Source organism: Patescibacteria group bacterium (assembly GCA_041675205.1).
Classification (GTDB): Bacteria; Patescibacteriota; Patescibacteriia; order GWA2-46-9; family GWA2-46-9; genus JBAYUF01.
In genome coordinates, this window is the sequence record JBAYUF010000004.1 from 32,962 (window position 1) to 54,019 (window position 21,058).

Sequence of the window (21,058 nt, forward strand, 5' to 3'; positions counted from 1 at the left end):
TATGCCTAAAATCAAAACGGACCCAAAAATAATTCATCGTCTACTCACTCGTGGTGTAGAAACTGTTTACCCTACAAAAGAGGCTTTAGAGAAAGTTTTGTTATCGGGTAAAAAGTTGCGGATTTTTCATGGCATTGATCCGACCGGTAAGCTACACATTGGACACAGTGTCAGCTTGAGGAAACTTCGACAATTTCAGGACTTGGGGCACGAGGTTATTGTGCTCATTGGAGACTTTACGGCTCGCATTGGCGACCCGACCGATAAAAGCGCGACGAGGCAAGCATTGTCTAAGCGTGAGGTGCTTCAGAACGCTCACGACTATAAAAAAATAATTGGTAAAATTTTAGATCTAAAGAAAACAAACGTCCGTTTTCTGCACAACGAAAAATGGACGAATAAGTTAAAGCCCGAGAACTTACTCGAGCTGGCGTCTTCGTTTACCGTTTCACGCCTCTTAGAACGGGACATGTTCCAAAACAGAATTAAAGAGGGCAAAGAAATACGCGTCCACGAATTTCTCTACCCAATTTTTCAAGCCTACGACAGCGTTACCATGGATGTCGATATTGAAATTGGTGGTAACGACCAAACATTTAACATGCTGGCTGGGCGAACACTGCTGAGAAAGTTAAAAGACAAAGAAAAATTTGTTTTGGCAATGAAGCTGTTAACGAATGCCGACGGCAAAAAAATGGGCAAAACCGAGGGTGTAAAAATCAATCTTGACTCCGCTGCTACTGACATGTACGGAATGCTGATGGCTGTGCCCGACACTTCTATTATCGACTTCTTTACATTGTGTACCGATGAATCGGACGAAGAAATAGAAAAAATGAGGCGAGTACTCGCGTCTAGTTCATCAAACCCGCGCGACCTTAAAATGAAGTTGGCTCGAACAATTGTTGCGCTCTACCACAACGTGAAAGAAGCCAAAAAGGCGGAAGCAAATTTTGTAAACGTATTCCAAAATAAAGAGCAACCTGAATCAATTCCCACAGTCAAACTGACAAAGTGGCCAAAGACAATTCTTCAGGCGCTCGTTGTCTCAGGCCTCGCAACCAGTATGAGTGAGGCGCGACGCTACGTTGTGCAAGGTGGTGTACGCATTGCTGACAGTGTGGTCACCGACCCAAATGCAATGCTCCCCGCTTCTCCGGTCATCATCAGCCGCGGCAAGCGACATTATTGCCGACTTCAAAAACAGTAAATGAACGCGCTCCAGATTGCTAAAGCAGAACTCATAACAGTCCTCGCTGCACATGATTATTCAGTGACAGCGCACGAGGTCATTATTCCTGAAGCGAGTCTGGGGGACCTGGCGCTCGCCTGCTTCTCTATTGCAAAAAAACACAGTGTGCCACCACCGCAAGCTGCCAAACAAACGACTGAGCTTATAAACAGCTACGTCGCCGCAACACCAGATTCGTTGCTAAGTGGCGCCACCGCCGTTGGACCGTACCTCAATATAACCTTGCGACGGTCAGCCTTTGCGGCGCTCATCACCGTCGACAATGATTTATTAGCCACAATACGCCAAGAAAAACCGGAGCGATTGCTGGTTGAGTTTATTTCGCCAAATACCAATAAGCCCCTGCACATTGGACACCTCAGAAACGCCTGCCTTGGCTGGAGCATTAGTGAACTACTCAAAGCAGAGGGGCATGAGGTAATCCGAGCTGAAATTATTAACGACCGCGGTGTTCATATAATGAAATCCCTCTTGGCGTACGAACGCTGGGGCAACAGCCAAACACCGGAAACCGCAAACAAAAAATCGGACCACTTCGTGGGCGACTACTATGTGCAGTTTGCCAATGAAGCAAAACAAAACCCAGACCTCGACGCTGAAGTCTTAACGTATCTACAGCGCTGGGAAGCTGGCGACGAAGCACTAAGAAAACTTTGGCAGCAAATGAACACCTGGGCAGAAGAGGGTCAAACGACCACCTGTAAAAGGCTCGGTATAGCTTTTGACCGCGTTGACTACGAAAGTAACATTTACGAAGCGGGTCGAAAACTTGTTGAAGAAGCCGCTGCAGCAGGGCTAGCGACAAAAAAAGACGACGGCTCGATTGTCGCCCCTATCACCACCGCTTCCGAAGAAGGACCAAAAGAAAAGGTGCTGCTGCGAGGTGATGGTACAACGGTCTACATCACCCAAGACTTAGCATTAGCGGCGCTCAGAATGCAGGAGCTTCGTCCAGCCCGCATGCTGTTTGTTGTGGCGCAGGAACAAGATTATCACTTTACCGTACTCTTTGAGCTACTAGAACGGTTCCATGTTGTGTCGCGCGATAATGTTGAACACGTCAGCTACCACCTCGTTTCACTCCCGGAAGGTAGAATGAAATCACGAGAAGGTACAGTGGCAGACATTGATCCCCTGCTTGACGAACTCATGCTCCTTGCAAAAACAGAACTTAAAAACAGAACCACTGAACTAACCGAAGCTGAGTACAACGCCCGGGCCGAAACTATTGCGCTAGCTGCGGCAAAGTTTTACATGCTCTCTGTTCGGCCGTCCTCAGATATAACCTTTAACCCGAAAGAGTCTTTAAGTTTCACGGGGAAAACCGGTCCTTATCTTCTCTACACGCATGCCCGACTACGAAGCATTCTTCGCAAAGCCGGTGCGGCTGCTGGTGCTCAAACTCCAGCGACGTTAACTGATGCAGAATGGGGCGTTATAAAAACAATCGGGCTTTTACCAGAAACGGTTTCCTTCGCGGCCAAGCATCGTGATCCGTCACGCATCGCTGACTATGCGTACACCTTAGCGCGCGCTATTGCCGCCTTCTATGAAGCCGATCCAGTGCTGACGGCCGACGAAGCAACCCGCACGTGGCGGCTGACGCTACTCACCAAAGCCGACAGCGCACTCGTTACCGCCTTGTCGCTCCTCGGTATACAAACACTCGAAGAAATGTAATTTGCCGCTCCGTCACTTGCGCGAGTAGTGCTTCGTTAATTTTTATACGCATGTCGCTTCTCACCTTTTTTCACACCTACCTCCCCTCACCCATCATTACAACCGTTGGGGCATTACAACTGCACTGGTACGGTTTTTTTTATTTGCTAAGCTTCCTCGTTGGCTACGGATTGCTTGTTCACCGGCTGCAAAAGCTCAAGGCCGAGGGCAATGCAGCTACTAGAATACTCTACGACCGACTCCCCGGCTTTGCTGCTGGGCTAATTGTAAGCGGCATTATCGGCGCTCGACTGTATCACGTAGCAACACAGTGGTCGTATTATCAAGCCAACCTCTCTGAAATTCCTTTCCTCAATCACGGTGGGCTAGCCATTCACGGCGGACTCTTAGCAGGTGCCATATACATTGTTTGGTTTTCTCGTCGACACCTTCAACCATACCTGAAACCAACAGCTGCATTTTTATTTACTGCCGACCTCTTGGCGCCCGTTGTGCTTCTCGGCCAAGCCATTGGCCGTTGGGGTAACTACTTCAATCAAGAACTGTTTGGTTTACCAACAAGCTTGCCGTGGGGTATTCCCATTGCGCTCACCCACCGACCAGTGCTTTATACTGCAGCTACCCACTTTCACCCAGTATTTTTTTATGAATTTCTTTGGGACATACTAGGCGCCGCGGTTCTTTTTCTATTACAAAAGATAAAATCAAAAAGAACGCTGCCTGGCAATGGGCATATTTTCTCGATGTATCTTATCTGGATGGGTCTTGGCCGAACGCTCGTTGAATTATTGCGGATTGAGCCAACGCTCATGTTCTTTGATATTCGAATTCACCTACTTACCGCAATCGCCTTAACAGCAGCTGGTATAGCTTTCTTTACTGTTGCCCAAATGCAAAATCGGACTGTATAATATTATTATGCGTAAACTCATACTATTATTCGGTATTACCGTACTCCTCACGCTACCTCTTTCTAAAGTCAGTGCTGAGCAAATTGGGACGTGTAACTGTATTCCAACTGGTTCAGGAACAGCGCAGACTTACTTCAATTTGCCTGAACAAGACTGTGGCTTTAAAGAGGCAGAATTAACTGCCAGTTGCTCCTGGTCGCCAACTTCAGGCGCAGAAACAAATACAGGGATATATCCAACTGGTGCTGAAACAAAAACCGGCGGTTTAGGCGCGGGTAAAGCCGTAAATCTTTCAAACCCTCTTGGTGAAGGAAATGTTGATGTGAAGCTGATTATCGGCCGCGTCATTCGAACTACCCTCGGTATCGTTGGCTCAATTGCGCTCATTATTTTTGTTTACGGCGGCCTTCTCTGGACAACCAGTGCTGGTAACGCAGAGCAAGTGAAAAAAGGAACGGATACCCTACTGTGGGCAGCCATTGGGTTAACAGTTATTTTCACAAGCTACACCTTGGTTAGCTTCCTCCTCGAAACCATAACGCAGACATCATAATTTTCTTAGATCTTTGCAAATAAGCCTCGCACGTGCGGGGTTTATTTTTTATGTCCCCTTAAACTGAGCAAGCAAATAGACGCTCAAAATTAGCTTATTATTGACAAGGGCCAATTTCTATGCCACTATACTTAGTTCTTTTTAAATTGCGCCTCCAGCGCACATTTGAAAAGGATGATCTTCCAGGACTTTGAAAAAAGAATAGGAAGAATGCCACGCAAACCTAGCGTGGTGTGCTGCGTGAAAACGCAGTTCATCATCATGAGGTAAACAATAACCCCGTGGGTCGCTATTGCGAACCCGCCACCACCCGCCGAGTACAAGATGCTCGTGCGGTTTTCTGCATACAGGAGAAAAACCAGTGACACAACCATACAGAAACGGCCCTCGAGGCCAAGGTGGCGGAGGTGGCGGACAGCCACGTCCTGCGGGTGGCGCTCCGGCACAACAGCCGGAACGCGTCGAGCTGCTTCGTGCAATCGCGAAGCAAAACGAGGCGGAAGAATACAAATTCGAAGTGGCGGTGCTGACGCGCGTTAGCCGAAACCTGCAGGCCCTCGGCCGGCGGGTGCTCCTGATGGTGAACGGCACCGCACGAAACGAACAAAGTGCCAGCGCAGAGACCGACCCAGCAACGGGAAGGATTTGGCTGCGCACTATCGTTGACGTGCGACAGCAGCACGACGGCGACCCCCTCGAGCTGCAGGTGGTGCTTACAAACACCACCATCGGTTCGAACATCGTCAGCCTGAATCTCCAGACTGGCGAACCGGCTGCCGAACCGGCGGTAGAAATGCCACCAGCCAAAAAGGTGATGGCGTCAGCCAGCGCCGGAAAGAAGGCGCGGCACCACGTCCTGGTCTACCTCCTCGACAATGACGAGCAACCGACAACTGGCGAGGTGGTCGCACTGTACTCTCCAGAGTGCTGCAGTGCGAGTCGCTGCACCACGTACCAGATACCGGAGGTGGGCGCGGACTTGGAGTTTGCGCTTATTGACGGCGAATCCCTCGCCATCACCTTCGAGTGCCCCGGTGCCACTCCGGCATCGGTAACCCTCCAAGGACCCGATAAAGTGCCGCCGGTAACCCCGTCGAAGCCAGCAACAAAGGTCAAACTGGTGGAAACCGGAACGACCTACAACCCGGACACCGGTGCCTGCGCAGTCCTCGTTACGCCGCGCGCGTACGACGAAGACGGCAAGGGCGTGAGCTGCACCCTGCAGCTCACAACAGCGGAACCCATCGAGATGTACCGTCTCGAAGGTGGCGTGGAGACCTGGGTCTCCACCGGCCAGCAGTTCACATTGCTGGTGTCAGCCATGCCGACCACCAGCTATCGGCTTATCAACTACCACACCACGGCAGTTGAGGTCGACTGCGACGTCGTCGGGCTTAATGCCGAGCTCGACAACAAGGAGCTGCCGGCTGCGAAGTCGATGACTCCGTCTGGCAGGCTGGGCTGGCTCGAGGCCGCGCTGTACAGCACGGCTATCGGAATCGGCTTCATCCTGTTCGGCTGGATCTTCGTCAAAGCCATCATCTGGATGGCTGGCGTGGTCTTGGCGCTGTCACTTGGTTCCGTTATCGTTGCCAACTTCCGCTCTCGTCGTCGTGAGGACGAAGAACCGGGTGGTGATGATCACGAAGATGAAGAGGGGCGATTCAATGAACGGCTTTCAAGAAGGTCAGTGCTGAGCCGAACGTTCAACTGGCTCTTGCCGGTGCTTTGCATCATCGTCGGAGCGATTATCCTCGGATGGGTACTCACTCAGATTAGCGACTGGATGGCTGGCGTGGTCTTGGCGCTGATGCTTGTTTCCGTTGTCGTCGTTAGCTTCCGTTCTCGTCGCCGTCGTGAGGACGAAGAACTGGATGATGACTATCGGGAAGAAGAGGAGGAGCGAATCGAACGACCAGACAGGCAGTTCCGTCGGAACAAGACGATCGACTGGTCGAAACTGGTACCCTCTGACAACTTGGTGTGGGGATCATGGATGCTGGTAACGCTGCTCGTCAGCGCACTCGCAATCACGAACCCCGGGCCGAGTCAAGACGAGGTTGCGAAGGCCTACTCGTCACCGCAAACGATCGCAGTACTCGAGCAGATGGAGCAGAAGCAGAAACGCTTCTATGACCGCGTACTGCGCAACGAGGTTACAGAGACCAAGGAGAAAGAAACGAAAGAAGAAAAGGTCGCGCCGGTGAAAGAAACAGAACGCCGAGGAAACTGGGTAACACTGCCCCTGGTAGTGTACCTATGGTTCTGGGCGTTTGCGCTCTTCATCCCCACCATCGGTGATGAACTGCGGGACTACGCCCACCGGTCGATCGATAAAATCACCGGCGGATTCGACGGCGAGGTAAAGGTAGTCGGACCAGGAGCAACACTCCTGACCAGCCTCCTTCGTCCCCTTTCCGCCAAGAACAAGCCAACAGGAGAAAGAATGGCTGAGGCAGCAACCAGCACAATGGAAACTGTCATCAAAGAGGTGGGGATCGGCGATTTGCTTCGGCATATGGCCGCCAACATCTTCACGGATCACATTTTGAAGGGCCGGCTGTTCAAACATCTGGTCCCAGGAGGAGTACGATGAGCGAACACGGCGGAGGTCACGGCGAGAGTCATGGCCTCTTTGGTAAACTGGCGATTGCTGCAGGAGTGGCCATCGCCTTCGCCAGCCTCGTCGCATGGGCGACGGGGTGTTCTTTCACGAACGTGTTCGTGCCGATCATGGCAATCGCGTTCATAACCGTTGTAGCGGCGGCGTTCATTCGCCTACCACAGCGCGCTTCGCGTCACTACCCGGGTTCGGCCGGATGGTGGAAGAGGCTCCTGATGTTTGTCGGCACGGGTTTCGCCCTCGCCGCCATCGTCAGTCTGCGCAACAATGCTACCGCAAGTGAGGCGGAGCTACTGTCGTTCTGGAACGTCCAGGTAGCAGTAGCCATTACAGCAATGAGCGCGTGGGCGATGTTCGAGTTTTGGCACCAGCATGGTTACCGGCTCGCGGGAGCTGTCATGTTTGGCGTCGTGAACTCGATGCTTATCACGCTGATGTTGATCGGCTGGTTCCCTCTCACGATGCTCGAAACGGCCGGCTGGCGACCAGTAACGGATGCCAGCACTGCCGACATCGTTCGCGTCGACGACGAAGGAGTAGGCATCAGCTTTACGCAACGCAAGTTGTGGCGAGGCCGACTTCAAGATGGCCTCGACACGGCAATCAAGGATTCTGAAACCCGTCTGAAAGACGGCAAGATCGGAACCAAGGAGGCATTGGACATTCAAACCAGGGCCCTCAAGGACTACAAAGAGGGCATCAGCAAAATGGAGGCGGAGCTGAGACTTGCTCCTCCGCTGTCGGAACGAGTGAGCGGAAAAGTGAAGGAGGTACTTTCCGCACTCAGGAGCACACCACAGAAACCTGCCGTATCAAACCGACCGGACGGCGTTCCTGAGAACGCAGTCCGCTTCGTCCTTGAACCGGGAGAAGACTGGTGCCCAACCGAGAAAACGAAACTCGGCATCAAGGGCGAAGACGGACGCGAGTATGCGTTTGTCGACGTCTCGACCGGACATGCGCCGACGGTGCTCGACGGATCAGACCACAGTGGGATCTGGCCGTACTGCATCCGTGGCGGAGAGCTCGGCGCTGCCATCTGGGTGTGGCCGAGGTCCTCATGAGGAGGAGGACAAGAACATACAGGGACCCGCCCAAGACGCAACGGCGTCAGGCGGGTCCCGAGGAAGGCAAGGGCGAGAGCGAGGAAGAGCAACAGCTCAACCTCGTCTCTCGCCCTTTTCGTTTATAAAAAAGACCCCACGCAAGTGAGGTCGCTTTTTAGAATGGTGAAGAACTAAGCGGATTTCAACTGCTCATCAATAATTTTTAATTTTACGGCGTTTCGAATGTCTTCTTCAGCCTGCCGAATCGACCGCAACGCCGCTACGGCAGTCTCTAAATCTTGCGCATACTGCTCATAAATTGCTGTCTTCGCTTTCATGTGAGCAAGCATGGCGGAAACAACAAGTGCACCTCGTGCTGTTCGTGGCCCGTCCTGCACGTCTTCTTGAATAGCTTTCTTGAGGTCTCCGGCGTTACTGTTACCCTGGAGAGCGACAATGGTTTTTTTAAAGAAATCTGTAATCATATCTATATTTTATGCGGCTGTTGCCCCACTCTCAAGAGAACGCAGTGCGCAATCAATTACCATTTTCTCACTAACTCGCCAAGTCACCTCACGCATGCTAGTGAGTGTTTCGACAAGAAATTCTCTTGCATCTTTTTCAGTACCAATGACTCTCTTTGCTAAGTACGGCTTTAAAGAAGAGCGAAGGACATCTACGGCATTATTCTTTTGAAGAGCGTCTTCAACAGACGTTTCAAAAAGCACTTTCGTCTGATCTATAATTTCCTTATCAAGCGCTCTCAAAACTTCATCGTCGACAGTTAACGCCTCACTCACAATTTTATTTCCCCGCATGGCTTGATACTGACGAATCACCTTCTCTTTGTCCTCCAACGTCTTGGGCTCAGCACTGTCGTCTAGTGCGTCTCTTAACCCCTCTCTGATGGCTATATTTGCCATACTCCCCACTCGTTCAGTAACACCAAGACTTGCGAACACAACTTCATTTAACTCTGCAAGTTGCGCCAGCGCTGCATCGCGGAGCGCTTCAGCATTTTCAATTTTTTCTACTTTTTCAAGCTGTTGCTCGAGCACTTTTTTAATATTTTTTGCATTGTCACCATATCGTTCAATAGCGGCGTCCTCGTTACTCGTTCGGGAACGGAAACCCCAACGCTTCAAACGCGACGAACCCTTTTTGGCCGCTTCGAGATCTCTCGCCTTACTTTGTGCTTTCTCAGCACCACCCAATTTTTTACATTCGCTCTCAAGACTCGCTATTTGCTTCGTAACTGCCTGGTACTGTTCAATTGCATGTTGCATCTCAGCAATGGCCTCATGATTTCCTTCACGAACATACGCATCGATTTCATCAACAATTATACCTTCTACATCACCACTCTTTAAGCCAACCTCGCGAGGTATTTCTTTTTTGAAATAATTCGATAAACCCTTCTTTACTTCGTTAACGTTATTGTACTGTTCAATATATTGTTGTAACTGTTCTGGCGACATTTCACTCCCCTCACGGGTTGCGCCTGCTATCGCCTCTTTGTCATCGTCGGGTAACCTATCAACGAATTCTCTAAAACTCTTGTCGTTTAAATATTTCTCAAGCGCTTTCGCATCTAACCGCGTACCCCCTTCTTCTGCAGCTTTATCCGCACTTGTCGAATGCTCTCTACTTCGACGTCCAAATGGATTATACATATTATGGGCATTATAGCAGCTATACCTGCGTTTTTCAATGGCTGTCCCCTGATTATCGAGGTATACTATGTACACATATGGAAACAACACCATTCCCCCTCGGCATCCTTATTAACGCTTTTGTCACGAGCGTCGTCAGTGCGACGGCGTTTGCTTTTGTTTTGTTTTTAACTCGCCGCTGGCGACAACTCTCCCCGGCAATGCGCAGCTACGCAGTTTTCTGGCTCGCCACCAGTGTGCTTTGGGCAGCCGTTACTATTCGTTATCTTCTTGTGATTTTTGGCTACGCAGGCCAACAGTTCCACTTCGTAAACGAATTTATGGTTGAAACGGCAGTATTTAGCTCTGGCGTTGCTCTGTACTTCTACCTCGGCATGCAGCTCTTTAATTCAATCCGCAAAGCCCTTGCCTTAACTAGTCTTGGTCTACTTGCCATGGTGGCGGGGCTATGGCAATTTTTATTACCTGGCGGGTTTCACCCTGGTATTGTTACCGCTTTCACTGCTGACCCAGTGCCAAGCATCCGATTTCTCGCGATCTTTGGTTCATCAGCAAGTTTGGCGATGCTACTCCTCATTCGACACATTTTTATAACTCTGAAAGCCTGGCGAGGACAACCGATTGGTACCTTCCCGTATGCCCTCCTCTATTCGCTCTCGCTCATCATCTACGTAACGCTCGGCGTTATTGACCAAATGAAAATTCTTATCGATTGGCCGCTCGTCATCTTCCGTATTCTTTACACGGCCGTTTTCCTGTTCGCTTATTTAGTGCTTACGACCGAAGAAGAACAGCGACAAAATTACTTGCAACAAAAAACGGTCTCGTAAGACCGTTTTTACTTTTTAAAAAGACTAGCAGCATTTGCTAGTTCAGCTTTTTCTTTTCGCTGCAAACGCTTTATCGACATTTCACGCTTTAATGCTGTGCTGTGAGAAGATTGTTGTTCAAACCAACAAAGAACGACAGGCAACCTCCCTCGAGTATACCGTGCGCCCGTACCATTATTATGTTGCTCGATGCGTCGCTCTATGTGAGTAGTGATGCCAGTGTAATAGGTACCATCAGAACATCGCAGTAAGTACACGAACCAATCTGCCTCACTACTCATAAAAATTTAAAAAGATTCTCTGCACTGCGAACCCGATCCCGTGGACACGGGACGATCTTCCGAGTGACAAGGCCACAAACGTCAGTAAAGTACGAAGATAAAAACTTGTGTTCTCTGCACTGCGGACTCGACCGGATTCGAACCGGCGATCTTCTCCGTGACAGGGAGACGTGTTAACCAGGCTACACCACGAGTCCACACTGAAGAGAACGAAAAGAGTATAGGTTGAAACGTTGTAATGGACAACTCTAACGAGATACTGCGGACTCGATCCCGTGTCGACGGGACGATATCTCCGTGATCCCGCGAAGCGGGATTACCAGGCTACACCACGAGTCCACACTGAAGAGAACGAAAAGAGTATCACAAAAGAATTTAAGGAAACGAGTAGTGAAGCGGCGGCCGCTTGCTTACCTTAGCCTAGGGCTACACGGAAAACAAGCGGCAAAACAGGTGCTACTTCTTTGGCTTGTGCGCCTTAATGGCGGCTTTAACTTCGCGGACAACAACTGCAAAAATCTTCGGGTGATCAGCGGCAAGTGTGGACAGCACCTTACGGTCAAGTTCAATGTTTGCTTGCTTTAGCCCGGCAATAAATGCTGAGTAACTAAGACCAGCTGGCCGCACGGCGGCGCCTAAGCGGGTCTGCCACAATGCTCGATAATCTCGCTTCTTTAGCTTCCGACCAACATAGGCATGGACACCAGCCTTCACAATGGCGGTCTTTCCTGCCCGAAGTGTATTCTTACGCTTCCAACCAAACCCCTTCGCTCGCTTTAAGATGTTCTTGCGGCGCTTTACATGCGCGACGCCTCGTTTTACACGTGCCATAAAAGTAAAAGGTTACGAATACGGCAACTGCCGTCGAATAGTTTTAATGTCGCTTTTGGCCACCAACACTGGTCGCCGCTTCTTTCTGGTAACCGTACCGCTCTCAGCAGCATTGTAGTGATCTTGCCCAGCTGCTTTTCGCACCAACTTCGGAGACTTCCCCGTTCGGCTGCCGGCTTTGGCGCCCGAGAAGCGAACTCGCTTCGATAAACTTTTTCTAGTTTTTAGTTTCATATTGTCGTCGATAAATGAATCTAGGTTTTAGCAGGTTGCGGTGCGGCGACCTTGCCGCTTGAAAAACAAATAAGTGACATCCTCGCACCTACCTTTAGTACCGGCTGCTCGATGGTAATAGTATAACGCTTTTTCAAGCCGTCAATGAACTGGTTTATCGTCGCTTCGGCCAATTCTCTATGTTGATGCTCTCGGCCCCTGAGCAGCAGTTCAATCTTAAGCTTGCTGCCGTCATCTAAAAACTTTGACGCCTGATTTAAGCGAAGTTCTAGGTCATGCGTACCGATACGGGTTGAGAGTCGAATACCTTTCGTCTCTTGTTTCTTTTGCTTTTGCTTCGCCTTCTGTGTCTCCTTATCCCGCTGATACTTGAATTGGCTAAAATCAAGAATTTTTGCAACTGGCGGTTTGGCCGTGGGAGAAACCTCAACGAGGTCGTACCCAGCTTTCTCAGCCATTGCCCTTGCCTCCGCCGTAGCGACGACACCAACATTCTGCCCTTTTTCATCAACCAGTCTAACCTCAGGCGCAGTAATCTCTCGATTCACCTTATAGGCTGGACCGACTGGAAGAATGACACGGCGACGATACGTTCTACGCAAGGGCGTTGGATAGGGTGAGTAAACTGACACTATGCATAGCCCTTCTTCCCTTATTTTGCAGGGTTACGAAGGACACAACATGACTACTGGCCTGCCAGCCGTAGCTCGCAGAGCGAAGGCTGGTGGAGATGAGGGGAGTCGAACCCCTGTCTGAAGAGTGGAAGCCGAAAAGTCTACAGGTATAGTCGCTCATTGATTTCCATCCGACGACGTTGAGCGACGACGTGACGGATGCGAGTTCCGAAAGTACTCCGTACGCACCGGAACAGCACGTTAGGAGTGCTTACAAATATGACACCTCAATTGCTTCCCTGTAAGCGAGGAGGCTGAGATGGTTCTCGGCTTTTTTAGGCGAGAACAGGAGCAAGGCGGAGAGACGCGAAAGCGTTCTGCACCTTACTGGCCAGTGTGTTGGCTTGTATGTAGGTGGGAAAGATTTAGGAGCATTCCCATGCTCCACCTGCCTTTTCGGAAAGAACTCTCCATCGAAACCGGGACATCCCCATTTAGGGGCGCAGCATTCGCTGCCGAACCATACGGCCGACCTCACGCGTCTTAATATCCTCGCGTCGGTCGACCTTTGTTTTACCTCGTCCAAGGCCAATACTGACCTTGATGAGTCGGTTGCGAGTATACAGAGAAAGTGGCACTACTGTCAAACCTTTTGTTTGCAATAATCCAACTAATCGCACAAGTTCTTGCCGTCGCAAAAGTAACCGTCTGGTCTGACGAGGTTCATACCCTTCTACCGGACCGGCTTTGACATATGGTGGAATATAGAGATTTACCAATTCGGCGGCGAACTGTTGATGGCGGCTGGCTGAGTAAAAAGACCGTACGCGCACATAACTACCACGCATATCCCCCACCCCAGCCTTCAAAGACTTCACTTCTTGACCACTCAACGTGATGCCAGCCTCCCACCGCTCGATTATGGCGAATCGCTGTCGTGCGCGACGATTCTCGACCAATGTTCGAGACGCGCTTGTTTGTGCTGTCCTTTGAGATTTCATATCTGTTGCCGTATACTCCGTATACTAGCCTCAGCGAACAGACCATACAACTATGACTCCTCAATTTCAAGAAAGCAGCATTACCATCACCACCGCTACGATGCTTAAAGCAGTGGCGATGGTTGTGGCCGTTTGGGTTATCTACCTCACCGCTGATATCTTGTTCCTGGTTCTAGCGGCGATATTCTTGTCCGCCGCATTACGCCCGGGTGTTGATTGGTTGCAACGGCGACACATACCACGACCGGTGAGCATGCTCGGCATCTACGCCATACTTTTTGCGGTGCTTAGCACTGCGGTTATTCTCATTGTTCCGCCAATTATTGAAGAGCTAAAAGCCTTGGCCCTCACCTTTCCCGACCTCTACACGAAATTTTTCACCTGGCTCACGAGCTACAGCCCGCAGCTCGCCGCTACACCAGCCACCCAAGCGCTTCAAGAGTTATCACGAGCCATAACGTCCGCCACGCAAGGCGTTGTCGGAACCATTGCTGGAATTTTTGGTGGCTTGTTCTCGTTCTTCATGGTGCTTGTTATGACCTTCTACCTGGTCGTAGACGAGAACGCCATTGAACGCAGCGTGGCAGCCTTACCAGCGTCAGCCCAGACCTATCTCACTGGACTCTACGGCAGACTCGAGGCACAAATTGGTCGATGGCTACGAGCCCAACTGCTGCTCATGGCCTTGGTCGGCCTGTTGGTATACGTCTTACTTTTACTACTTGGCATGCGCTATGCGGTGCTCTTGGCAGTTGTGGCAGCATTAACGGAGTTTATCCCTTACCTCGGCCCTTTAATTGGCGCCGTACCAGCCATCCTGCTGGCCTATGCCATTTCGCCGGAGATGGCGGGAGCAGTTGCTGTCGCCTACTACCTGGTACAGCTTTTTGAGAACAACGTTCTTACGCCAAAAATCATGGAGCGAGCAGTTGGCCTCTCCCCCATTATTTCGATTGTCGCCTTCTTGGTTGGTGGAAAAATTGGCGGCATTACTGGCGCCTTCTTGGCCATACCGCTCGCCATCGCCTTGCATGTTATCATCCAAGAAACACGGGCTCGGCATCGAGCAAAAACTAGCCAGAAATAATTATGGTGAAATCAATGGACGAATTGGTGTCATTCGCCAAACGTCGCGGCTTTATTTTTCCGGGTTCAGAAATCTATGGTGGACTGGCGAACGCCTGGGACTACGGACCGCTTGGTGTTGAACTTAAAAATAACATCAAGCAAGAGTGGTGGCGACGCTTCGTGAATGCTCGTCCCGATGTTGTTGGTATCGATGCGGCGTTACTGATGAACCCCAAGGTCTGGGAAGCCAGTGGCCACCTTTCTAATTTCACTGACCCCTTGGTTGAAGACAAGGTCACCCACGAACGCTTCCGACTCGATCAACTCCTGGAAGCACAAGGGATTGATATAACGGGCCTCACCTTTGAGGAAATGCGCGCGGCGGCCAAACATAACAAGGTGCAAAGCCCCCACGGCAATGAGCTCACAGAAGCCAAGCAGTTCAACCTCATGCTCAAAACCTTCCTCGGACCCGCTGAAGCGCAAGCGAACGTCGTTTACTTCAGACCAGAAACAGCGCAATCAATGTTTGTAAATTTTAAGGCAGTGCTCAACGCCACGCGTCGACGGCTTCCGTTCGGCATCGCCCAAATCGGCAAAGCCTTCCGAAATGAAATCACACCAGGCAATTTCATCTTCCGCACCCGTGAATTCGAACAAATGGAAATTGAATACTTTATTCGCGAATCAGAATGGGAAACCCACTTCTCCGCCTGGCTGGCGAGTATGCAACAATGGATTCGTGACCTCGGCATTACTGAAGACCATATAGTACTCAAAGATATTGCGGACGGCGAACGCGCCCACTACTCAAAACGCACCATCGACATTGAATACACGTTCCCGTTTGGTACCAAAGAACTCTACGGTCTCGCCTACCGCACAGATTTTGATTTACAGGCGCACATGACTGGCAGCGGTGAAGATCTCAGCTATACCAATCCTGAAGATCCAACGGATAAATTCGTGCCACATGTCATCGAACCAACCTGGGGAGTTGATCGCACCGTGCTGGCAGTACTGTGCGAAGCGTATACAGAAGAAGCCGCACCAACGGCTGACGATAAAGCAGAAACACGAATTGTGATGAAGCTTCCCTACTGGCTTGCGCCGATAAAGGTAGCCGTGCTCCCACTCTCCAAAAAAGAAGAGCTGGCGACCATCGCTAAGCCGTTATTTGCAGAGCTCGCCAAACGCTTCGTCTGTGACTATGACGAAACACAATCTATTGGTCGCCGGTATCGACGACAAGACGAGATTGGCACACCCTTTGCCGTAACCGTTGACTTCGATACGGTGAACGACCACTGCGTCACTCTTCGCGACCGCGACACAATGGAGCAAGTGCGACTTCCTATTACAAACCTTGCCGACGAAATTGCTCGGCGCTTAGCGTAAAACAATGCAAACTATCAAACGTAGCCGACTCAAAAACGGCCTGACGCTTTATGTCGCACCTATGCCAAGCGCCCAAAGTGCCACAGTACTGGTGCTCGTACGAGCCGGTTCAAAGTACGAAACAAAACGAACAAATGGTTTGTCCCACTTCCTTGAACACATGTTTTTTAAGGGCACGGCCAAGCGACCGACACCGAAAGACGTTGCCGCCGTGCTGGACGCGGTCGGTGGCGAATATAACGCCTTTACCGACAAAGAGCACACCGGCTACTACGCCCGCCTCGACGCTCGCCATATCCCGCTGGCGGTAGACTGGGTGGCAGACATGTTGCTGCACTCTAATCATGCGGCTGAAGAAATTGAAAGAGAAAAAGGTGTCATACAGCAAGAATTGGCCATGTACTACGACACGCCGACTTCATACATTGGCGACGTCCTCGAGTCCCTGCTCTACGGCGACCAGCCCGCTGGATGGGATATTGGTGGCACCCGGCAGACGGTCGCCAACGTTACTCGTCGTGATCTCCTGGCCTACTTCCAAAGCCGTTATGTGGCGAACGAAACCATTGTGGTCGTGGCCGGTAAAGTACAAGCCGCAAAGATTGAACGACTCATCGAAAAACACTTCGCTATCTTACCGAAACGTCGTACCACGCCAAAGCTAGCGGTGAAAGAAAAGCAAACAGCACCGGCCTTTAAGCTACAAGAAAAGCAAACTGACCAAACGCATCTCGCCCTGGCTGTTCGCACCTATAACGCGTATGACGAACGGCGATACGCCGTGGCTGTACTTTCTATGATACTTGGCGGCAACATGAGCTCTCGACTGTTTACCAGTTTGCGAGAAAAGCACAGCCTCGCCTACTACGTTTCAACCCGTTCCCAGTACTACTCAGACTCAGGCTACTTGGTAACAACGGCTGGTGTGCCAAACGGTAAACTGGCCGAAGCAACGCACATCATTTTGAGTGAATACGAAACAATCAAACGAATTGGCATTGATGCCGCGGAACTCAATCAAGCCAAGGATTGCTTCAAAGGGCATGCTGTCATTGGGCTCGAATCATCGAGCGCCATGGCGAGTTTCCTTGGCGACCAAGCAATTCTGAAAGATAAAGCAGAACCAATTGAGTCTATGCTAAAACACATCGACCGCGTTACAACAGAGCAAGTGCTCAGTGTGGCAAAAGATATCTTCCAGAATAAAAAATTGAACCTCGCCGTCATTGGACCAAAGGGCGAGGAAGTAGCCGTTAAAGCCGCCCTTCGCTTCGCCATCTAATTAACCAGTTACAGCCAAACGACCAGCAACCAAACAAGAATAAACAACGACACCTGCACAATGTAGCCCAATACTGGATGAATTGGATGCTTCAAAAAACGATGCGCAGCATCGTGCATTGTATGGAAATCTGGTAAAAATTTTTTCCTTGATACATGCCAACAACCATCAAGGACATCTGGCAGCACGGCGCCAAGGGCGCCTGTGAAAAAAGCAGCCGGATGTCGAGTAATACCGCTTGCATAAAACAGGGTGACGATAGCTAAAGCGGTAAGCGCATCGAGAATAAATAAAGCAGCCACCCACCGCTTACGTTCAGGCGCGAGCAAGTACTTTTCAATCCGCTCGTCGCCATGCGGCACTGCGTCAAAAATGAAATGCGAGAGCATGCCGGCAAAACCAGCGACATACGGCTCGTCAATGACATCGCCAAGCAGAGCACCAATTGATGCGTGAACAGTTAGAAACATTTCATCAGTATACTGACCAATCCCCCTTCCGTCACATGAAAAAAACAAACGCTCCGACAAAGTCGGAGCGTTTGTAGGAACAACGTCGGAAGACGCTTAGCGCTGACCCATTGGTCGCGCCTCGTTCACGGTGATGGTTCTACCACTCAAGCTCTGCCCGTTCCAGGCGGAGATTGCTGCATCTGCCTCTTCGTCCGTCGACATTTCGACGAAGCCGAAGCCCTTCGACCGTCCGGTTTCCCGGTCAGTGATGATCTTGGCTGATGCTACCGTGCCCGAGTTAGAAAACGCGTCTTTGAGGTCCTCATCCGTGGTGGAGTAAGGAAGCCCGCCGACGAAAAGTCGCTTTGCCATTTCTCGTGCTTTGGTTACGTTACAAGTGCTCGTAAGGCGACCTAAATTCTCGGCTGTGGTCGCTTGGTAGCGTAAACAAGACACGAGAACCTTACATTGCGAAAATACTATAGCAGCTTTAACGCAACTTGTAAAGGGGGCTATTCAGGCCCTCTCCGGCGAACGTATTCAGGCCGCTCTGGTAAGTCAAAAAATAAACCGCGAAAACTTTTACTGCTGTAGTACAAAGCAAAGGCAAAAAGGAAGGCTATGAAATGACTGGCTACAAAAAAGGCGAGATGCGTGTTGCTTAGTGCGACCGCTGCGTAGCTGGTAGCGGACACATAGACAAAACTGTAGACACCAGCAGCAGAAACGACAAAATCAGTTGCGATAATCCAGCGCTGCAGAGGATTCGTTAATCCAGCTAACAGTATCAGCGCTAAAACAATAAGAGAAATTGCAAACGCTGATACTGGCAAGAGCGAAACAACGAATGGACTCACTATTGTTAAAGTAATTGCTATAGCAATGAACAAACGGCGAACAATGTCTCCGTAGTAATGCACCGTGGCAACGACCGGCACTACATGTTGGTCGACTGCTCGTAAATGTGAGTCCATGAGTTTATAATAACTCGTTTCAAAAGGTTGGCCAACTATGAGTTGACGTTACCTAATCGCTGATGAACAGCTGCACTATACGTAGACACCGAGAATCTCCGGTCACACCCTGAACGAGCCATAAAGCGAACCGTGCCGAAAATCGGCCGAGGAAACCATGGCCGGTCATGAACGCCGCCAATAGACCAGGCGATACCTGCGTAGCCATTGGGGTCTCGCCCGTCGACTTGATACCGGTCATTCAACCCAACCGCAACGCGCATGGCAATGGTGGCTGAGGGTGACCACTCTAGTATTTTTTTTGCCCAGTACATGCGCAGGTACCCAGGCATGGTGCCGCAATGCACCAACTCAAGCTGGGCCGCATTCCACAGTTCGTCATGTGTCTGTGCCTTGTCTAACGTGGCTTCACTGTATAGGTACGGACGCTTATCACGACTATGCTCTGCAAGTGTTTTTTGCGACCAGGCTGGAAAGCCTTTTATCGAGTCGTAGTTCTCATTGTAAAAACAAAAGTTCTCCGCCAGTTCACGACGAACTATCAATTCTTCCAAGAAGGTTTCGGCTGCTTCTGACCGTGGCTGCTTCATAACTTCTAGAGCGACTCGGGCTGCTGCCAGTTGCCCAAAATGTAGATACGGCGACAACAGTGACTGCCCAGACTTCGTTGGATCATTACGATGCTCTTTGTAATGACGCAGTTTATTTTTTATAAAATATCGCATCTTTCGATTCGCTTCTTTTGGTCCTGGTTCAAGTTCACTCGGCAAGCGAATCGCTTCATTTACTTGCACCGTGCGCCGTATCGTTGACCAGTTTACAGTTGGACAATTACCTGACCACGGAAATGGATGACGCCGTACCTTTGGGAATGGTGTTAGGTACTCCGGCAACAGTCGCGTAATCTTTGGTCGCAATGTTCGAGCCGAGTACTCTTGCTTTGGTGAAGCCAACCAGCACGGCACGATATTATGTGCATCAACCTCAATGAGTGGTACTGGCAGTTCTTTGGCTAATGTCGAACGCCACTCACGAGCGCGTCGAAGTGGAGAAAAATCTGTTACCACTGCTCCAACTTTGTGACGGCGAACAAACACTTTTATTGCCTTTACCGGGTCGTCAAGCAGGATAAAAAATGGTAGCCGCAATGTACGTGCCTCTGTTGCAACGGCGCGTAACCCAGGAAGCATAAAATCAACCAGACGGGCTGTACCACGGTGCTGTCGTAAATCAGGGCGTAAACAGAAAACAACTATAAGGGGCACTTTTTGCTGCACGGCTAATGACTGCGCATGCGATAAGGCCCAATTATCTTCAATTCGCTGATCCCGAGACATCCAGTACACGACAGGACCAACACCATGCGGTTTGTCGTTCAGTGTTCGAGCACGACGCAAGTCACTATGCATAGCTTCAGTGTACTGAATTCCAGACGTAGCGTCATTTAAAATAAAAACGATTCTATCCGTCCGTGTCGAAAGCTACTAGCAAATCTTTCGCAAATAGGTTATGCTACGAATAGCTATAGTCTGTAATAATCCTATGAATTTATATCTCTACGTCATTTGTTTCTCGCTCATTGGAGGTCTTATCTCGCTTCTTGGTGCAGTGATACTACTCACCAGCCAACGGTTACAGCCACATCTCCACCATATGTTGAGCTTTGCGGCTGGCGCACTCCTGGCCACTACGTTCCTGGAACTCTTACCTGAAGCAACCGAGTTACTAGCCGAACGTGGTACACACACAGACGGACTCTTTGCCTGGACACTCACCGGCTTCGTTCTTTTCTTCCTAATGGAGTCTTTCTTTCATGGCCGAGCCACTCACCCATCAAACGACGTCATAGAGAGCGGTGGCGGACATCACGACCTATCTCACGCTCCATGGTTTGTTATTATTGGCGACACACTACACAACTTTGTTGATGGCATTGCCATCGCTGCTGCCTTCATTGTAAATCCCGGGCTCGGTATCGTAACAACCTTTGCTGTTGCCGCGCACGAAATCCCCCAAGAAATTGGTGACATGAGTGTCATGTTAGCGGCGGGCTGGAAAAAAAGTAGAGTCATTGGTTGGAATATTGTCAGCGCGGCGGCGTCTCTACTCGGCGCGATACTAACCGTTTCCTTGCAGGCATTCGTTGAACCCTACATTGCCGCCCTTTTGGCACTAACCGCCGGCTTCTTCATTTACATTAGCGCCGCCGACCTCGTGCCTGAGCTCCATCGTCGTACGAGGCAAGATAAACTCGGCCATGTGGTAACGATGTTTCTCATTGGTATAGCGGTCATAGCGATTGTTACAAAAGTTGCTCACGGCTAGGCGTGAAGCGCTAGTAATAAAATCGCCCCG

At 50.4% G+C, this 21,058-nt stretch carries 24 protein-coding genes, 1 tRNA gene and 1 other RNA gene; 12 read left to right on the forward strand and 14 right to left on the reverse strand.

Annotated elements, in window-relative coordinates; all coding sequences use genetic code 11:
- The first annotated feature begins 1 nt into the window (after position 1).
- Genes tyrS through WC052_03300 form a run of 4 tightly spaced genes read left to right on the forward strand, consistent with a single transcriptional unit; the run spans position 2 to position 4,396 of the window.
- Positions 2-1,210, forward strand: coding sequence for a tyrosine--tRNA ligase (gene tyrS, locus WC052_03285; protein MFA7286654.1), 1,209 nt, complete (start codon positions 2-4; stop codon positions 1,208-1,210).
- A complete protein-coding gene (gene argS, locus WC052_03290) occupies positions 1,211-2,932 on the forward strand; it encodes an arginine--tRNA ligase (protein MFA7286655.1) in 1,722 nt (573 codons plus the stop codon). It abuts the gene before it with no gap.
- Between the two features lie 50 nt (positions 2,933-2,982).
- On the forward strand, positions 2,983-3,843 hold the full coding sequence (gene lgt, locus WC052_03295; GenBank protein MFA7286656.1) for a prolipoprotein diacylglyceryl transferase: 861 nt from the start codon (positions 2,983-2,985) through the stop codon (positions 3,841-3,843).
- A 7-nt stretch (positions 3,844-3,850) separates the two neighbouring features.
- Positions 3,851-4,396 (forward strand): pilin, encoded by a 546-nt coding sequence (locus WC052_03300; GenBank protein MFA7286657.1) that lies wholly within the window; start codon positions 3,851-3,853, stop codon positions 4,394-4,396.
- A gap of 131 nt (positions 4,397-4,527) precedes the next feature.
- Here WC052_03300 and WC052_03305 read toward each other — a convergent pair whose 3' ends face one another.
- On the reverse strand, positions 4,528-4,875 hold the full coding sequence (locus tag WC052_03305; protein ID MFA7286658.1) for a hypothetical protein: 348 nt from the start codon (positions 4,873-4,875) through the stop codon (positions 4,528-4,530).
- 38 nt (positions 4,876-4,913) lie between these two features.
- Here WC052_03305 and WC052_03310 point away from each other — a divergent pair, with 38 nt between their 5' ends.
- Together WC052_03310 and WC052_03315 are read left to right on the forward strand one after the other, a co-directional pair.
- Complete coding sequence (locus WC052_03310) at positions 4,914-6,992, forward strand: hypothetical protein (GenBank protein ID MFA7286659.1); 2,079 nt, start codon at positions 4,914-4,916, stop codon at positions 6,990-6,992.
- A complete protein-coding gene (locus WC052_03315; GenBank protein ID MFA7286660.1) occupies positions 6,989-8,083 on the forward strand; it encodes a hypothetical protein in 1,095 nt (364 codons plus the stop codon). Before WC052_03310 ends, WC052_03315 begins: the two co-directional genes overlap by 4 nt.
- 173 nt (positions 8,084-8,256) lie before the next feature.
- On the opposite strand, the gene WC052_03320 is transcribed toward WC052_03315, so the two are convergent.
- Positions 8,257-8,550, reverse strand: coding sequence for a hypothetical protein (locus tag WC052_03320; protein ID MFA7286661.1), 294 nt, complete (start codon positions 8,548-8,550; stop codon positions 8,257-8,259).
- A 9-nt stretch (positions 8,551-8,559) separates the two neighbouring features.
- Positions 8,560-9,738 (reverse strand): hypothetical protein, encoded by a 1,179-nt coding sequence (locus tag WC052_03325; GenBank protein ID MFA7286662.1) that lies wholly within the window; start codon positions 9,736-9,738, stop codon positions 8,560-8,562.
- A 77-nt stretch (positions 9,739-9,815) separates the two neighbouring features.
- On the opposite strand from WC052_03325, the gene WC052_03330 reads away from it, so the two are divergent.
- A complete protein-coding gene (locus WC052_03330; GenBank protein MFA7286663.1) occupies positions 9,816-10,568 on the forward strand; it encodes a hypothetical protein in 753 nt (250 codons plus the stop codon).
- Positions 10,569-10,576: 8 nt separating this feature from the next.
- Here WC052_03330 and WC052_03335 read toward each other — a convergent pair whose 3' ends face one another.
- From WC052_03335 to infC, 5 genes are all read right to left on the reverse strand, one after another.
- Positions 10,577-10,849, reverse strand: coding sequence for a GIY-YIG nuclease family protein (locus WC052_03335; protein ID MFA7286664.1), 273 nt, complete (start codon positions 10,847-10,849; stop codon positions 10,577-10,579).
- Positions 10,850-10,971: 122 nt separating this feature from the next.
- Positions 10,972-11,046 (reverse strand) — tRNA-Asp (locus tag WC052_03340).
- 259 nt (positions 11,047-11,305) lie between these two features.
- Entirely contained in the window at positions 11,306-11,680 is a 375-nt protein-coding gene (gene rplT / locus WC052_03345) for a 50S ribosomal protein L20 (GenBank protein MFA7286665.1), read from the reverse strand.
- A gap of 12 nt (positions 11,681-11,692) precedes the next feature.
- On the reverse strand, positions 11,693-11,914 hold the full coding sequence (locus tag WC052_03350) for a hypothetical protein (GenBank protein MFA7286666.1): 222 nt from the start codon (positions 11,912-11,914) through the stop codon (positions 11,693-11,695).
- A gap of 20 nt (positions 11,915-11,934) precedes the next feature.
- Positions 11,935-12,516, reverse strand: a complete 582-nt coding sequence (gene infC, locus WC052_03355; GenBank protein ID MFA7286667.1) for a translation initiation factor IF-3 — start codon at positions 12,514-12,516, stop codon at positions 11,935-11,937.
- A 31-nt stretch (positions 12,517-12,547) separates the two neighbouring features.
- Between infC and WC052_03360 the strand changes: the two genes are divergently transcribed.
- Positions 12,548-12,670 carry a hypothetical protein gene (locus WC052_03360; protein ID MFA7286668.1) on the forward strand — a complete coding sequence of 41 codons (123 nt, stop codon included), beginning with the start codon at positions 12,548-12,550 and terminating at the stop codon, positions 12,668-12,670.
- On the opposite strand, the gene ssrA is transcribed toward WC052_03360, so the two are convergent.
- Together ssrA and smpB are read right to left on the reverse strand one after the other, a co-directional pair.
- Positions 12,637-13,020: a transfer-messenger RNA gene (gene ssrA, locus WC052_03365) on the reverse strand. The two genes, WC052_03360 and ssrA, sit on opposite strands and share 34 nt — an antisense overlap.
- 2 nt (positions 13,021-13,022) lie before the next feature.
- A complete protein-coding gene (gene smpB / locus WC052_03370) occupies positions 13,023-13,529 on the reverse strand; it encodes an SsrA-binding protein SmpB (protein MFA7286669.1) in 507 nt (168 codons plus the stop codon).
- Between the two features lie 52 nt (positions 13,530-13,581).
- Here smpB and WC052_03375 point away from each other — a divergent pair, with 52 nt between their 5' ends.
- The 3 genes from WC052_03375 to WC052_03385 are packed head-to-tail and all read left to right on the forward strand — an operon-like array spanning position 13,582 to position 17,277.
- A complete protein-coding gene (locus WC052_03375; protein MFA7286670.1) occupies positions 13,582-14,616 on the forward strand; it encodes an AI-2E family transporter in 1,035 nt (344 codons plus the stop codon).
- Between the two features lie 5 nt (positions 14,617-14,621).
- Positions 14,622-15,995 carry a glycine--tRNA ligase gene (locus tag WC052_03380; protein MFA7286671.1) on the forward strand — a complete coding sequence of 458 codons (1,374 nt, stop codon included), beginning with the start codon at positions 14,622-14,624 and terminating at the stop codon, positions 15,993-15,995.
- A gap of 4 nt (positions 15,996-15,999) precedes the next feature.
- Positions 16,000-17,277, forward strand: coding sequence for a pitrilysin family protein (locus WC052_03385; protein MFA7286672.1), 1,278 nt, complete (start codon positions 16,000-16,002; stop codon positions 17,275-17,277).
- 8 nt (positions 17,278-17,285) lie between these two features.
- On the opposite strand, the gene WC052_03390 is transcribed toward WC052_03385, so the two are convergent.
- The 4 genes from WC052_03390 to WC052_03405 form a co-directional block, all read right to left on the reverse strand.
- The gene (locus WC052_03390) at positions 17,286-17,747 is read right to left on the reverse strand and encodes a hypothetical protein (protein MFA7286673.1); all 462 of its coding nucleotides are present in this window, start codon (positions 17,745-17,747) and stop codon (positions 17,286-17,288) included.
- Between the two features lie 96 nt (positions 17,748-17,843).
- On the reverse strand, positions 17,844-18,101 hold the full coding sequence (locus tag WC052_03395) for an RNA-binding protein (protein MFA7286674.1): 258 nt from the start codon (positions 18,099-18,101) through the stop codon (positions 17,844-17,846).
- Between the two features lie 140 nt (positions 18,102-18,241).
- Positions 18,242-18,703: a hypothetical protein gene (locus WC052_03400; GenBank protein ID MFA7286675.1), complete on the reverse strand. Its 462-nt coding sequence runs from the start codon at positions 18,701-18,703 to the stop codon at positions 18,242-18,244.
- Between the two features lie 35 nt (positions 18,704-18,738).
- A complete protein-coding gene (locus WC052_03405; protein MFA7286676.1) occupies positions 18,739-20,112 on the reverse strand; it encodes a deoxyribodipyrimidine photo-lyase in 1,374 nt (457 codons plus the stop codon).
- Between the two features lie 133 nt (positions 20,113-20,245).
- Between WC052_03405 and WC052_03410 the strand changes: the two genes are divergently transcribed.
- Entirely contained in the window at positions 20,246-21,028 is a 783-nt protein-coding gene (locus WC052_03410) for a ZIP family metal transporter (GenBank protein ID MFA7286677.1), read from the forward strand.
- The last annotated feature ends 30 nt before the right edge of the window (positions 21,029-21,058 follow it).